We start from the raw sequence: 15,378 nt of genomic DNA, 5'->3' as shown, positions 1-15,378 counted from the left end.
ACATTTTGGCGCTTGCTATTGAGTTCAGGGCTGGCCCTCGCAACTAAACTGCTCATGAGCAAACACATCGTCCCGCAGATCACCGCGGAGATTCGCCACATGCCCCTCGGATCAATGTATCGACTGGCATTCGGAGTAGCCGGTACCGGTACGCCACGCACCGCCCGTAGCGGATATCTCTTGCTTGCGCTTGTTGGACATACGAGCGACAATTGATCGGCGTAATACGAAAACCCTCCTGATTTCCGTATTACAAGAACCAAGACGGGATTATCAGAAAAATGGCGAGACCCATAGCTGCTGAGCCGCGAGAGACAACTGCATCGCTTCGACTGAGTGATGCTGAGAAAAGCGCAATGGAGGCCCGAGCAAAGGAAGCGGGATTTCGTTCGCTAAGCGATTACTTGCGGGTACTTGTACGACGCGATCTTGAGGCCTCGCCGAAGAAGCAGTCACACCCCAGACTTGGTAAGCCGCTAACGAAGTTTCACACGACGAAATTCGGTGCAATGTGGAACGGAGATTCGCTGGACTGGCTTACCCAAGCTAAGCCTGGCAGTGTCGACCTCGTAATGACGTCACCCCCTTTCGGCCTGCTTCGAAAGAAGAGCTACGGCAACGAAGATGCACACGCTTACTGTGACTGGTTTCGTCCGTTCGCGGAGGGCTTTAAACGTGTACTCAAAGACAACGGCAGCCTTGTTATTGACATCGGCGGCGCATGGAAAACTGGACTCCCTACTCGCAGCTTGTATCACTTTGAACTTTTGATAATGCTGTGTGAAGAGTACGGATTCCACCTCTGCCAAGAACACTATTGGTGGAATCCTGCGAAGCTCCCTACGCCAGCCGAGTGGGTTAACGTTCGGCGCGTGCGCGTAAAAGATGCTGTCAACTGCATTTGGTGGCTCTCACCCACACCGTGGCCCAAAGCGAGCAACCGACGGATTCTTGCTCCCTATAGCGAGTCGATGAAGCATCTGCTGAAAAATGGCTACCAGGCTAAGACTCGTCCCAGTGGCCATGTCATAAGCGAAAAATTCGGAAAGGACAATGGCGGTTCCGTACCACCCAATCTCCTGGCGATAGCCAACACTGAATCCAACGGCCAATATCAAGAATTTTGCAACGCAAATAATCTAGACGTTCATCCCGCCAGATTCCCAGCCCTCTTGCCCGAGTATTTCATTCGCATGCTCACTGATCCGGGAGACATGGTTTTGGACCCCTTTGGTGGCTCCTGTGTCACTGGGATGGTTGCGGAGACGCTGGAACGGCGTTGGGCTTGTGTAGAACTAAACATGGACTACCTGAACGGCGCTGTCGCTCGTTTCGAAGGTGACCTAAAGGGCCAAACCAAGATGAGGCTTGCCCCCTACAGCATCCACGCGCCATGCGCAGTTCCCGTTCTTGACGAGGAGGCGCCCTTGGCACAGGACGGCGGAAAAGCCCGGCCACCGACGACCCAAGCAGCCTAAGCAGCTTCCCTTTCTGAATCACTCAACCCATCTGCCTCCGACGCAGAGGGAAGCGTCCATCGGGAAGAAGCCTCGTCATAGACTGCACCAATATGACTGCAGGACTGTCCCACCAATAGTCGAGGTATCGGACGCTCCGCCAATGCTACGGCGGCCTCCTCCACTGCTGCTAACGTGAGTCCGTCAGCGCCAGCCGCGGTCAGCGCGCGACGGACCGACTCAATTACCGTGAGGCGACGTGACCCGCCCCACTCCCTCAGAAAGACGTATTGCCCTCTGCCAGCACCACATCTATCGTCCCGTTGAGCGAGTCCTAGGAACACCGTCGGGTCCTCAATCTGCGCCACTCTTGGAACAAATGCTTCCAGGGCTTGCTGTATCTCCGATACATGCAGACCCTTACCCCTTTCTTGCAGCACAGCCACAAGTCGATCGACGATAGCGTCTGCCTCATCGGCGGAAAAAGGCAAATCGCGGTCGATCAACCCCCAAAAGCCGGCACCCAACCGCACCAGAGGACCTTCTGCCTGGATCTGAAAAAAACAGTTCAGACCACGCTCACGCTCAATCCTCTCTTTGATCTCGCCCGAACGCATCGGTCGTCCCTCAGACGCCAGCATCGATATGACCGCCTGATGGAGGTCTATCCGATTGCTCGTACCCCTAGCCCCCGTGGATCTTGACGTCCAAACCATTCGCCCCAGGTTTACGAGACGCTGCGATCCCTCCAACGCGATTGAAACCACATAGGGAGTTAGCCTGCCCTCGAAATCTATGCCCCGCTCTTCCATAGCGTCTGCGATCTCGCGCGAATGCCATTGCCGGGTTGGGTCTGCGCCATCGATGAGGTCCTCGACTTCTGCAACCAGCATCTCTTTCTCGGTTGCAGTGAGCGGAAAATGCTTCGCAAGCCCGTACGAGCCACGCCCAAACAACAACCCCACGTTTGCCGCGGAGTTGTGCGCACGACGAACTTCGACATGCCGACCGAGCTGCGCGCAACGTCGCGCGATCTCCGTAAAGTGCAGGGGTCGGTCAGAGCCCGCCAGGACTGCCTCAACAATGCTCTCAGCACCTGCGCCGAAGCTCATCAGTTGCCGTTGGTCGCTATCACCGTCGACAGCCGAAAAATGGGCCCACCTCGTAGCCTCTTCCCAAAGCTGTGGTCGCAGCTCCTCTCCCGCGCCCACAAGGAGCGAATCAATAATCCTGCGCACTTCGGTCTCTGTTGGATGCTGGCTGACCGCAGCTTCGAGAACTCGTCGGGCGGAGCGGACCGCCTTGTCCCAGGCAACTTGCGACAAGCAGGACACAAAGACTATCCCGCTGGTCCTGACAAGAGAAAATCGCCGTCCGCAAAAATGCTCCAGCGCGAAGTCGAGCGGCTCCTCAAGGGACTCGGCGCCGGTGAACCATGGATCGAGAATCTCCATCCCTAACAGCGGCAAGGGATCCTCCCGATTTAAGAGCATTTTGTCCAATCGGGCTTGCATGTCATGTCGCCAAACACTGTGGCTCGCCATGACCTTTATACAATGTTGCTCTCGCTGGCGAATGCGCTCACGCGTTAAGTTAAGAAGCTGTCCTATTTCCTGAAGAGTTTTAGGCTTTCCCTCGAACCCCATCCGCAACCGCATCGTGAGTGCGTCGCGCTCGTTTAACAGTGAGAGGACGATCGCGAATGCTTGGTTGAGCCCTGTGATTTCGACGGGACATGTCTGCTGCTCGCGCTCTGTGAAAACACTTGACAGCGTTCCTGCCCCAAAGCGCGCAGAAGCCTGATTGTCATCCAGCCGAATGGAAGGCGCGGGCCCTTGTTCAAAGGCGCGCACTAGCTTTTCCTCGACGTCTCTAAGGGATCTCCGCCCGAATTTTTCAAACTTCAATAGGGCATCGACTCCAAACAACATGAGATCCTCAACCACCTGAACGGCATTTTCGCGCATGCAATTACTCGCGCGAACTGAGAGTCCCAAGTCAGATATCGGCAGAGCAAGCAACCAAGGGGGCGCATAGCGCAAGTTATTGATGACCGAATTGGCCGTAGGAGCGGATCCAACGAAGTGGATATATCGAGCCAGAGCAAGGCCCTTCCGCAACGGAAGAGGTAGTCGGTTCTCCTGCTCGATATATGACGCCTCATCGACGACTCCGGCAGTTCGTGCTTCTGCCGCTATCGAAGAATCTGCAGCCCCCCCCAACCAATCCCCCTCACTCGCTGGCCCGGGTTGGTGGCTCTGTTCATTGACCGAACGCTCATCTGATGCCGAAGAGTTTGCAAGCCCCAACTGCTCTGCGCTAACCTCATAACCCCATCCTGCAAGCGCGACATACACGGGCATCCCTTCTACCTCGCCAACTGGAGTAGGTGCCGCAGCGTACGCCACTGGTAGCGCATACCTCGCGGCGGCTGTGAGCAGCACACGGCCGCACCATTGGGAGACAAGAGAATCAAAGGAGGACGTCTCGGGGCGCCAGAACCCCACGTGTACGACAGCCCCAACTTGCGCCGCTTCATATGGACGCCACGCTTCTGTTAGCGCTTCTAAGTCACGATGAACGGTAATGTCCCAATGATCCGAGCTGTGGCGAATGAGAAGATATGCACGCAACGGTCTCATTCAGATTCAACCCTGATCTGACTCCGCTGCTTCCGCAAGCAGCGCACCAAAGTCAATCTCCCCACCCTCAGCACGACGCGCCAGTTCGTTGACGCCCCATTCGGCCAGCCGTTCAATCCATCGATAGATGGGCATATCCTGCGTATCCGCAAGCATACGAACAGCGTTCCCTATCTCACGCTCGGGATCGATCGTAGCGACGCTAAAAATTGTTGTGCGAGGAGACGGAGGTTCTGGCGGAACGACCCCATGTGCGAGCGCAAGCGCTATTCCGAATCGGTACGCGTCAGCCATCTCCGCAAAATGGCCGTCATCCTTTAGGCGCTTCAGCAGAGCATGCGATTTCTCGCTTAGGCCGATCATTGTCGGCTCCGCCATGTTTGTTGAAGTCATGAAGTAACCTTTTCTATCACTGAATGCCGGGGGTTCACTTCCTTAATCTGATAAGCGGCGCCGATGCGTTGGGCGATTGGCTGCAGGTCCGTCTCTCGACGGATCTCACCATCATGAACGAGGAGCACCAACTGACTAGTGGTCGTGGGCAGATATCGCAAAATATTGTCCCTATGCCGCAAGTCGAGTCGCCCAAAAGGTGTATCCATGACGACAGGTCCCGCTGCTCTACCCGTACGAGCCAGTCCGTCAATGAGCGACAATGCAACGATCTGCTCGGCGCCCGCACTCCGCACGGTTACTCGATCACCACGCTCGTCGAGAATAGTCAAGCCGTAGTTGTTGTTAATCTCGAGTCCCCGATATGCTTTTTGAGTAGTTAGACTTTTAAATGATTGAGTGGCGAGGGCTTGCACGTGCAGACGTAAATCATTCCGCAATCGCTCAATGCTTTCGCTAAAGACTTTTTCAATAGCAGCGTACATCTTTACCAGGGCCGTGCTGCGGCTGGCTCGGGCCTGCGGAAGATTCTGGAGCGCTTTGGAAATAATGGCGAGCTCCTTCTTTGCGTCGTCTATATCCTTCTCATTGGCGGAGATATCCCGCACCAACTGCCCCTCTTCGCGCACCAAGCCATCTCGCAATGCTCTTTTTCGTGCGATATCGGCAGTGTCGTAACCCCTTATCTCCTCGCGCAGTTTCTCTGCCTCGTTTTCTACCTTTGTCAGCTCCACACCGAGCCTGCGCATCTGGGCGTCAACATCACGGACCCTCGGGCCCACGCCTGGCTTCAGCAGACGACTAATCTCTTGGATCTCCGCTGAGACTTGCGTCAATCCGCTCCGATCGATTGTTATAGTCCTTAAAGTCGCCTCGATCTCACCCAGTTCACTACCGGCCTTGTCGCGCTTATCGTCGTGTAAGGGTTGCCCGCAAGTTGGGCATGACGCGGTCGACAAAATGGATCGCAGATCTGCCGCGCGCAATTCGAGCTTGCTGCGCTCATCCATTTTTCCTGTGATCTTGCTTTGTGCTTCAAAAAGGAACTTTTGCTTAACCGTCAGCTTTGGGCGCAGCAGATCGCGCCATGCTTCGCGCAATAGCAGAAGACGCTCCTCCGTTCGAGTCTTCTGCTCCCTTTGTATTTCGCTTTCACGGTCGCCAAGAAAGTCAATGCGCAGCTTGGCGGTATGTACTTCTGCCAACCGTTCAAGCTCGTCATCAAGCGAGGAACGCTGTTGTGTAGTTTCTGTTAGCTTGATTTTCAGACGGCCGCGGTCATCTTCTAGTGACTCTAGCTTGGCTTGCCACGCAGCTTGACGCTGTGCTTGGCTCTCCAAGCCAGCCACGTGAGCTAGGTCCTTGGTCTGTTGCTTTGTAGCACTCCGCAGCAAGGTCGTCGCTTCATCCCGACCATGAATTAAGGTCGGCACGCCGAGCACTTGTTCAATTGCCTCTTTTATGCGCTTACCTTGCTCACTCCCCTCAATCAGGAGCGTTTCGTACTCCTGCAGCAACTCGCCGTCGAACAAGAAAAACCGAGAAACCTGTTCTGGGGCAAAACGATTTATCTCTGCGTCGACCAAATTGCCGGCGACGGGTATGCCATCTTTCTTCAGAGCAACCAGCACCTCGAAGTCTTCCGGCCGAGTAGGTTGCGCCACGATGGCACGTTTCGTAGCGCGCCGCCGCAGATCGTAAAGATGGCCTTCCGCTTCGAACTGCACACTTACATCCATGGTCCAGCAGCCTTCCAGCGTAGCCTCCCTGTTTAGCAATTCATGGAGGGGCAGTTCGCGCAGATGTCTACCAAGAGCTTTGCCGTAGAAAACCCACCTGAGCGCGTTTAGTAGGCTGGTTTTACCGCGCATGTTGTCACCGAACACCACCATCACGTTCCGCATCGGATCTTGCGGAAAGGCGAGTGTTGCTTCCCCTTTGTAAGGCATGAAGTTCTCAACCGTCAGGGAGATTAACTTCATTCGGCCACCTCGCCGGCGTTAGATTGACCAATAAACTCCTCGACGGCGCGCTGCAGATCGAGTAGCGACGCATCTCGGTCAACGTCGAATTGATGGGATCGCTGCAAGTTGAAAACTCTGCGCAGAAGGTGCTCTGGCAGATCCGGGGCGACTTCGCGTCCCACCGAAAGTAGCGTGTTTAACGCCATGTCGTTTGCCTCCTGGGGCTCAGTCATTCCTTCTCCTCCTCTTCCACTCCAGCATCCCGCCACATGTCGAAGTCGAGCCCCATGGTATTGGCCATTGCTCGCAATTCCGCACCTGCGGTCCTATTAAGTGCAGATTCTGAAAACTCTATCGCACGAACAAATTCGCTTTTTAGTAAAGACAGCTGCTCGGGCTCATTTTCGAGATTCAACGGCACTACTACTGCATCGTGTATCACAGCGATATGTTTATCAGGCGCACTCCTCAATACGCGCCCGCGTCGTTGGATAAACTGCCTTGGATTCTGAGATGAGGCGAGGATCAACGCATGGTCAACCGCTGGAATATCAACACCTTCATCTAGGCACTTTATGGAGACCAATATGCCGCCAAAGGAACGAAACCATGCAAGCGCTGCCGCCCGGTCGCCAGCCATGCCCGTGTGGTACTCCATCGCCGAAAGACCTGCGTGTGAGAGTGCCTCAAGGACCTCGGCCAATTGGTGGCCGTCTTCACAATATACGAGCCAACGCTGCCCCTTTCGATAGGCACTACGGAGTACCTCGACCGCCAAGGGGATTTTTCCTTGCGCCTTCTTAGCGATGCGAGAGCGTTGAATGAGGAGCATTTTTGCCTTCTCATTCAAAGGAGCAGATCTAATCACGTCGCCTTCTGTTTTGTTAATTTCCAGAAAAATTCTGCGTGTGAGCACTTTCCAGCTTTCAGCTTCCTCCGCTGTGAGGTGCACTGGATGGGGGTGATATTCATACTCGACTAGTCGGCCCGATCGAATTGCATCCCTGAGGGATATGGCGGGTGGGATAACCGGCCCGAAGTAGGCAAGGATCTTTGCCGTCCCCTCTGGGTCACCATACCGAATAGGTGTCGCACTCAAACCAAGCCGGGAGCCGCTCTCTATTCCCATGGCTCGCGCGTTGTAAGGGCTTCCGATTTGATGCACTTCATCTGCGATCACCAATAGATGTGCGCCGCCGCACGTATCCGCGAGGAAGGCGTCCGTTGCAGCCGTCTGCATAGTAGCGAGAATCACCCGTGGCCCGAATTCCGGCGAAGGGTCCGTTAGACCTGCAAGACGTCCTGCTTGCTTCCAGCGGTTATGGCCCGAACCAGCCCGAAGAAGGATTGCCTCGGGTAATTCATCGCGGATTTCTATCGCCCATTGTTCCAGCAACAACGCACTCGGAACAAGAATGAGCGCCGGGAGGCCTTTCGCGGTGTGCTCTTTAACAGCTAACAAAGCCGTATAAGTCTTTCCGCTACCTGTGGCGTGCTCAAATATTCCACGACTGCCAGCGCGTTTCCACGCCTCAATTGCTGCTAGCTGGTGCGGCAGCGCAGCGCGTTTACCTGCGCTTTCATCTAGCGCGTCCATGTCCACGGTATCGATCCCTTCGAGACTCACTGTTTGCAAACGCTTCTTCGCCGCCTCCGGAAACGGGACAACATCCACTCCAGTAACAGTTCCATCCCAAAGTCGCTCGAAATAGCTATCGTGGCGTTCGACACGCTCTCTTTCGGCCCCATTTCGCCAGCTACAGAATACTTCTATAGCCTCGTGGTTTCCCCTGCTATGCCAGCCGTTCCATGTTTCATTTGCCGAGCCAAGGAAGCTGACTCGATTCCCCACTGCATCCCGGAATATTCCAATCTTTTCGTGATAGAGGCCGTATCCTTCCGGCCGAAGAGCGAGCCGAATATCCAACGCTCCAGCCGAGATCAGAGTTGCTAGAACTCGCGTGCGGTAGGCTGTGTTCTCAGAAGCCAACATTCGGTCTATTTCCTCCCCAAGATTCGCCGCCACCCGTTCAATACGAGCCTCATAACCGGCTTCGATGGTCTCCATATCCTCTGTCGTGACGGATGGCGAGCAAACCAATCGAATCTTGCCCCCTCGTTTTGCAAACTCGACGGTGGCGGGCCCGACGATCAGGTAGACCGAGGAGCGAAAATACCCTACCGCTCGCTTGTAATCGATCGAGTTCAACAAACATGGGCGATAGAAGCCGGAGACCGGATCGATATCGCCAGTTCTGTACTCGGTAGAGAAACTGAACCTTGCTAACCCTGTATCTGGACTCATATGTACATCCACTTTCTTCCCGGTCAATATAAGAGGGGCTCGTAAGCGAACTTAATCTGATTGGGACACGAATGTGTGAAGCGATTTGGAAGTAAAGGTGGCGAAAATTTTGGCCGTGAGCTGACCATACGACTACAACAAGTAACTCATTAGCTCTGGGTCAAATTAGCGCTATGAAATGTTGCCGTGCAGTGCTACAGATAGGCTCGTAATGGTCTAGGTAACAGCATCGATCATAGCCATACCCTGTTTCCGCAAGATCTACGTGTGCTTGCAGAGACTACTCCGCCACCCCTCAAGTTGGTGAGCCCCCCATCGGAGGGGATGTCTCTGGGCATTTTTTCTATGGGAAATCAGAATCTAAGCATGCCTCTGTGCCAGCGGAGCGTATGGACCGAGACACGCTGGCCAGGTAGCGAATCGACGCGACGTGACATATTGCTGCGACGGGGCGATTAGTTCGGCGTAGCAAGTTGAATCGTTTGCATGGCCGCTCAAAACCAAAAAAAGAGGGTTACAACGAAGACGCTGTAACCCTTTTGATTTAGTAACGCAGTTGTTGGTAAGGAAGGCGTCCCACGCGAAGGCCAAGAATATGGCACACACGTCGCAGTGGCAGCACATCCAAAAGCGGCCGCAGGTCCCAGAACGGGCACCTAGAATTAGTAATGCTGTTATGTCAGACAGCGTTGACACCGAAAACCGCACAAGGGCGGGCCGCTCCAAGAAATGCGGAGGGTCACTGGAGACTACTGTAACGCCTTGACTTTACTGTAGAGCTTCACTTGACTGGACGTGGTATCGGCAGTTGAAGTGCCTCGGCCGGCTCTTTAGACTTCTTCGCATTCACTATCTGCCTTTCGAGCGCCCCACGCCGGCACAGTGCAGCGTAGGGCGTCATGGCATTTGCACCTATCTGTCCGTCAAAGACTCGCGGTGTCAGAGGGTACGCACTGGCGTCTTGTGGCCAGCCTTTCCTCAAACATCAATATTCCGCGCCACCAACGCATTGCTCTCAATGAAGTTCCGACGCGGTTCCACGTCGTCGCCCATCAGCGTGGTGAAAATCTGGTCCGCGGCAATGGCGTCTTCAATCTGCACGCGCAGCAGGCGGCGCTGGGTGACGTCCATGGTGGTTTCCCACAGCTGCTCGGGGTTCATTTCGCCCAGGCCCTTGTAGCGCTGGCGGCTCACACCGCGCTCGGCCTCGCTCAGCAGCCACGTCATGGCGGCGTGGAAGTCGGCAACGTTCTGCTCGCGCACCTTGTCGCCGATGCCGCGGCGCACCTTGGCGCCGTCGCCAATCAGGCCCTGGAAGGTGGCGGCGGTGCTTGAGAGCGCGGTGTAGTCGGCGCCGGCCACAAAGTCGGCGTCGATGTGGCTCAGGCGCTGGTTGCCGTGCTGGCGGCGGACGACCATGATGCGGTACTTCTCGGTCTTCTCGTCGTACTGCATGAAGGCGTCTGCGGTGGCGCCGCCGTTGGCGCTGCTGGCGTTGCCTTGCATTTCGAGCAGGCGGGCCTTGAGCGTGCGGGCGCTGGCTTCGGCTGCGGCTTCGTTGGACAAGTCCAGCGACACGCCTTCGGCAATGGCGCGCAGGGCGTCGGCGTCAATCACGCGAGACAGGCGCTCGATCACGCTTTGGCTGAACTGGTACTGGCGTGCGAGTTCGGCCAGGGCGTCGCCGGCAATCTCGGTGCCGTCGGGGCGCACGAGCACGGCGGTGTCCAGCGCCTGGCGCACGAGGTAGGCGGCCATCTCGACGTCGTCTTTGATGTAGCGCTCTTCCTTGCCGTGCTTGATCTTGTAGAGCGGCGGCTGGGCGATGTACACGTGGCCGCGCTCGATGATCTCGGGCATCTGGCGGTAGAAGAACGTGAGCAGCAGCGTGCGGATGTGCGAGCCGTCTACGTCAGCATCGGTCATGATGATGATGCGGTGGTAGCGCAGCTTGTCGAGGTTGTAGTCGTCTTTGCCAATGCCGGTGCCCATGGCGGTGATGAGCGTGAGCACTTCCTGGCTGGAGAGCATCTTGTCAAAGCGCGCGCGCTCGACGTTCAGGATCTTGCCCTTGAGCGGCAGGATTGCCTGGAACTTGCGATCGCGGCCCTGCTTGGCGGAGCCGCCTGCGGAATCACCCTCGACGATGAAGAGTTCTGACAGCGCGGGGTCTTTCTCCTGGCAGTCGGCCAGCTTGCCGGGCAGGCCCATGCCGTCAAGCACGCCCTTGCGGCGTGTCATTTCGCGGGCCTTGCGGGCGGCTTCACGCGCGCGGGCGGCTTCAACGATCTTGCCGCAGATGATCTTCGCGTCGACGGGCGTTTCCAGCAGGAAGTCGCTCAGCGCCTTGGCGACGACTTCTTCCACCGGCAGGCGCACTTCCGACGAGACGAGCTTGTCCTTGGTCTGCGAGCTGAACTTGGGCTCGGGCACCTTGACGGAAAGCACGCAGGTCAGGCCTTCGCGCATGTCGTCGCCCGAGGTGTCGACCTTGGCTTTCTTGGCGATCTCGTTGTCGGCGATGTACTTGTTGATGACGCGCGTCATGGCGGCGCGCAGGCCCGTGAGGTGGGTGCCGCCGTCGCGCTGCGGGATGTTGTTGGTGAAGCAGAGCACCTGCTCGTTGTAGGCGTCGTTCCACTGCATCGACACTTCGACGCCCACGCCGTCTTTCTCGCCAGCGGCAAAGAAGATGGTGGGGTGCAGCGCGGTCTTGTTCTTGTTGATGTACTCAACAAAGCCCTTCACGCCGCCCGAGAAGGCGAAGTCTTCTTCCTTGCCGGTGCGCTGGTCGGTCAGCCGGATGTGCACGCCGTTGTTCAGGAACGAAAGCTCGCGAATGCGCTTGGAGAGGATTTCGTAGTGGTATTCGACGTTGGTGAAGATCTCTTCGTCAGCCAGGAAGTGCACTTCGGTGCCGCGCTTGTCGGTGGTGCCCAACACGCGCAGCGGCGAGACCTCCACCATCTGGCCGTCCGGCCCTTGCACCGTTTCGATCAGGCGGTTTTGCGGAACGCCCTGTGCAAACTCGATGTAATGCACCTTGCCACCCTGGCGCACCGTCACCTTCATCCACTTCGACAGACCGTTCACGCACGACACACCCACGCCGTGCAGGCCGCCCGACACCTTGTAGCTGTTCTGGTTGAACTTGCCACCGGCGTGCAGCTCGGTCATGGCGATCTCGGTCGCGCTGCGCTTGGGCTCGTGCTTGTCGTCAAACTTGATGCCGGTCGGGATGCCACGGCCGTTGTCGATCACGGAGATGGAGTTGTCCGTGTGGATGGTGACCTGGATCTCGGTGCAATGCCCGGCCAGTGCTTCGTCGATGGAGTTGTCCAGCACCTCGAACACGAGGTGGTGCAGGCCGGTGCCATCCGAGGTGTCGCCGATGTACATGCCCGGCCGCTTGCGTACCGCCTCCAGGCCTTCCAGGATCTGGATCGAGGCGGCGTCATAGCTGTTGGCCTCGGCGGGGGTGGATTGCGGTTTCTGCTCTTCGGTCATGTCGTTCTGCTCGCTGCCATGGGCGCGGAAATGGTTATCTCAACGCACACAGCGGGGTTGCTTAAAAACGGCGAAGGGGCGGATCGTCACGATCCAGCCCCTCGTCTTGCTCTGGGTGCAGCGGTGCGTCAAATGCGCATCGGCATGACGACGTACTTGAAGGTGTCGTCGTCCGGCAGGGTGATGAGCGCGCTCGAATTGGAGTCGCCCAGGCTCACCTGCACTTTTTCGGCCTTGAGGTTGGCCAGCACGTCCAGCAGGTAGGTGACGTTGAAACCGATATCCAGTGCATCGCCCTGGTAGTCGATTTCGAGTTCTTCCTGCGCTTCTTCCTGGTCAGCGTTGGTGGAGCTGATCTTCAGGACATTGGTGTCGAGCATGCAGCGCACGCCCTTGAACTTGTCGGTGGTCAGGATGGCCGTGCGTTGCAGCGCCTGCTGCAGGAAGGCACGGTCGATCGTGAAGCTGTTGCGGTAACCCTTCGGGATCACGCGCTGGAAATCCGGGAACTTGCCTTCGACCAGCTTGGAGATCAGCTCGATATTGCCGAAGGTGAACTTGACCTGGTTGGAGGCCAGTTGCACCGAGACGGGATCGTCCACGTCTTCCAGCAGGCGTTGCAGCTCGAGGATGGTCTTGCGCGGGATGATGACTTCCTGACGGCCGCCGGCACCCGCCGGTTGCTCGCCGGTTTCAACGCCGCAGTAGGCCAGGCGGTGGCCATCGGTGGCGACGGCCATGACTTGCTTGCCGTCCACCACAAGCAGCATGCCGTTCAGGTAGTAACGGATGTCTTGCTGGGCCATCGCGAAATGCACCATCGCCAGCAGGTGCTTGAGCGTCTTCTGCGGCAGCGTGATGCGGGCACCGAAATCGGTCGCCTCTGCAACGGTCGGGAACTCTTCGGCGGCCAGCGTCTGCAGCGCAAAGCGGCTCTTGCCGGATTGCACCGTCATGCGCTTGTCGTTGAGCGTGAGGGCAACTTCGCCGTCAGGCATGGCACGCAGGATGTCGACCAGCTTGCGGGCAGCCACGGTGGTGGCGATATCGCCCGCGCCGGCGCCGCAATCGGCGTGCGTGGTGATCTGGATTTCGATGTCCGTGGACAGGAAGGAAACCCGTTCACCTTGCTTGGTGATCAGCAGATTGGCCAGGATCGGCAGCGTGTGTCGGCGTTCCACGATGCCGCTCACGATTTGCAGCGGACGCAGCAGGTTGTCTCGCGAGGTTTTGACCAATTGCATGAAGGCGATCCTTGGCTTGAGAGGTGACACCGCGCGCGCCCCAGCCTCGGCCACATGGCCAGGTGCCTGCAGGAGCATTCGCGATTAACCCAAAGTTGTTGTAAATCAAGGGGTTAATCACAAATTATACCGCAAATAAGGGGGCGCTGGATAGCGTCACGCGCGCGGCAAATATGTCTATTGTGCATGAAAAGACGCCCGCATTCGAGCGGGCGTCTGTCGAGGCTTGATTCAGGGCGAATGGCGTTGCCATGCGCTCTACTGACCATCGCGCGGTCAGCCCTTGAGCGTTTGCTCCAGCACGTGCAACTCGTGGTTGAGCTGGGCGTCCTTGGTGCGCTCGTCGGCGATCTTTCGTACGGCGTGCAGCACCGTGGTGTGGTCGCGTCCGCCGAACAGTTCGCCAATCTCGGGCAAGCTCTTCTGCGTGAGTTCCTTGGCCAGATACATGGCGATCTGACGCGGGCGCGCGATGTTGGCCGGCCGCTTCTTGGAGTACATATCCGCGACCTTGATGTTGTAGAAATCCGCGCAGGTCTTCTGAATGTTTTCCACCGAAATTTGGCGGTTCTGCACCGTCAGCAGGTCTTTGAGCGCCTCCCGCGTGACCTCGATCGTGATCTCTTTGCCGTGGAAGTTGGAGTAAGCCAGGATCTTGCGCAGCGCGCCTTCCAGCTCACGCACGTTCGAGCGCAGGTGCTTGGCCACGAAGAAGGCCACCTCTTCCGGCACGGTCACGTTCTCGGCCTGCGCCTTCTTCATCAGAATCGCAACGCGCATCTCCAGCTCGGGCGGCTCGATCGCCACGGTCAGGCCGGAGTCGAAGCGCGAGATCAGGCGGTCGTCGATGCCCGTGATCTCTTTCGGATACGTATCGCTGGTGATGATGACCTGCGCGCGATTGGCGATCAGCGCCTCGAACGCGTAGAAGAATTCTTCCTGCGTGCGGTTCTTGCCCGAGAAGAACTGGATGTCATCGATCAGCAGCAGATCGAGCGAGTGGTAGTAGCGCTTGAAATCGTCAAACGCCTTGCGCTGGTACGCCTTCACCACATCCGACACGTACTGCTCTGCGTGGATGTAGCGGATGCGCGCACGCGGATTCTCCATCAGCATGAAATTGCCGATGGCATGAATCAAGTGCGTCTTGCCCAGGCCGACACCGCCGTACAGGTACAGCGGGTTGTACGACTTGCCCGGGTTGTTGGCGACTTGAATGGCGGCAGCGCGCGCCAGTTGGTTCGCCTTACCGGTGACGAAGTTGTCGAACGTCAGGATCTGGTTCAGCCGCGAGCGCTCATGCACGGAATCGTCCACGGGCGCCTGCGGCGGCGCGGCCAGGGTCGTGACCACGGCAGGCGCCTGCGGCGGTATGCGGTACGACTGCGCGCTGACCTCGGCGGCGTCCATCACGGGCACGTCGATATCGGCCGCGGCATGGCTGGCCGTTGCCAGCGCGGCTTCGCGATACACGGACGGCGCGGGGCGCAGCGTGGCAGCGTCATGGGTGACACCGTTGCCGGTCGGCATGGCCTGCCGCGGTTGACCTGCTTGCGCACCGAGGGGCTGCATCGGCACCGGCGCGAGCGCCGGCTGGAGGGCCGCCTGGCGCTGGCCGGCGGTCGGGTCGAGCACGAACTGCACATCGACCGCCGCCTCCCAGTAGTCGCACGCGAGCGACTGGATGCGGCCCGAGAACTGGCTCTTGACCCAGTCGAGCTTGAAACGGTTGGGCGCGGCAATCCGCAGCGTGCACGCCTGCTCGTCAAACGACAGCGGCGTCAGCGGCTTGATCCACGTCTTGAATTGTTGCGGCGTCAGCTCACTTTCGAGTTGAGCGGACGCCGCATGCCAGAAATCCTGCAT

The 15,378-nt window shown here is 57.6% G+C and carries 9 protein-coding genes; 1 reads left to right on the top strand and 8 read right to left on the bottom strand.

Features of this window, described 5'->3' with window-relative positions; genetic code table 11:
• Nucleotides 1-572: 572 nt before the first annotated feature.
• Entirely contained in the window at nucleotides 573-1,478 is a 906-nt protein-coding gene (locus RP6297_RS00045; protein ID WP_225694659.1) for a DNA-methyltransferase, read from the top strand.
• On the opposite strand, the gene RP6297_RS00040 is transcribed toward RP6297_RS00045, so the two are convergent.
• From RP6297_RS00040 to dnaA, 8 genes are all read right to left on the bottom strand, one after another.
• Nucleotides 1,475-3,424 (bottom strand): sigma factor-like helix-turn-helix DNA-binding protein, encoded by a 1,950-nt coding sequence (locus RP6297_RS00040; RefSeq protein ID WP_037027918.1) that lies wholly within the window; start codon nucleotides 3,422-3,424, stop codon nucleotides 1,475-1,477. The two genes, RP6297_RS00045 and RP6297_RS00040, sit on opposite strands and share 4 nt — an antisense overlap.
• A 681-nt stretch (nucleotides 3,425-4,105) precedes the next feature.
• Nucleotides 4,106-4,492, bottom strand: a complete 387-nt coding sequence (locus RP6297_RS00035; RefSeq protein WP_144244002.1) for a hypothetical protein — start codon at nucleotides 4,490-4,492, stop codon at nucleotides 4,106-4,108.
• On the bottom strand, nucleotides 4,489-6,474 hold the full coding sequence (locus tag RP6297_RS00030; RefSeq protein ID WP_037027913.1) for an AAA family ATPase: 1,986 nt from the start codon (nucleotides 6,472-6,474) through the stop codon (nucleotides 4,489-4,491). Before RP6297_RS00030 ends, RP6297_RS00035 begins: the two co-directional genes overlap by 4 nt.
• Nucleotides 6,471-6,689: a hypothetical protein gene (locus RP6297_RS00025; protein ID WP_037027912.1), complete on the bottom strand. Its 219-nt coding sequence runs from the start codon at nucleotides 6,687-6,689 to the stop codon at nucleotides 6,471-6,473. The genes RP6297_RS00030 and RP6297_RS00025 overlap by 4 nt, the downstream gene beginning before the upstream one ends.
• Entirely contained in the window at nucleotides 6,686-8,761 is a 2,076-nt protein-coding gene (locus tag RP6297_RS00020) for a DEAD/DEAH box helicase family protein (protein ID WP_037027911.1), read from the bottom strand. The genes RP6297_RS00025 and RP6297_RS00020 overlap by 4 nt, the downstream gene beginning before the upstream one ends.
• A 978-nt stretch (nucleotides 8,762-9,739) precedes the next feature.
• Entirely contained in the window at nucleotides 9,740-12,268 is a 2,529-nt protein-coding gene (gyrB, locus tag RP6297_RS00015) for a DNA topoisomerase (ATP-hydrolyzing) subunit B (protein WP_037027910.1), read from the bottom strand.
• Nucleotides 12,269-12,396: 128 nt separating this feature from the next.
• Nucleotides 12,397-13,512: a DNA polymerase III subunit beta gene (dnaN, locus tag RP6297_RS00010; RefSeq protein WP_012760842.1), complete on the bottom strand. Its 1,116-nt coding sequence runs from the start codon at nucleotides 13,510-13,512 to the stop codon at nucleotides 12,397-12,399.
• A gap of 276 nt (nucleotides 13,513-13,788) precedes the next feature.
• On the bottom strand, nucleotides 13,789-15,378 hold the full coding sequence (gene dnaA, locus RP6297_RS00005; protein ID WP_037027908.1) for a chromosomal replication initiator protein DnaA: 1,590 nt from the start codon (nucleotides 15,376-15,378) through the stop codon (nucleotides 13,789-13,791).

The sequence above is a fragment of the Ralstonia pickettii genome (assembly GCF_016466415.2).
Taxonomy (GTDB): Bacteria; Pseudomonadota; Gammaproteobacteria; order Burkholderiales; family Burkholderiaceae; genus Ralstonia; species Ralstonia pickettii.
The sequence above is the reverse complement of the archived record's forward strand: the minus strand, read 5'-3'. Positions and strand labels throughout refer to the sequence as shown.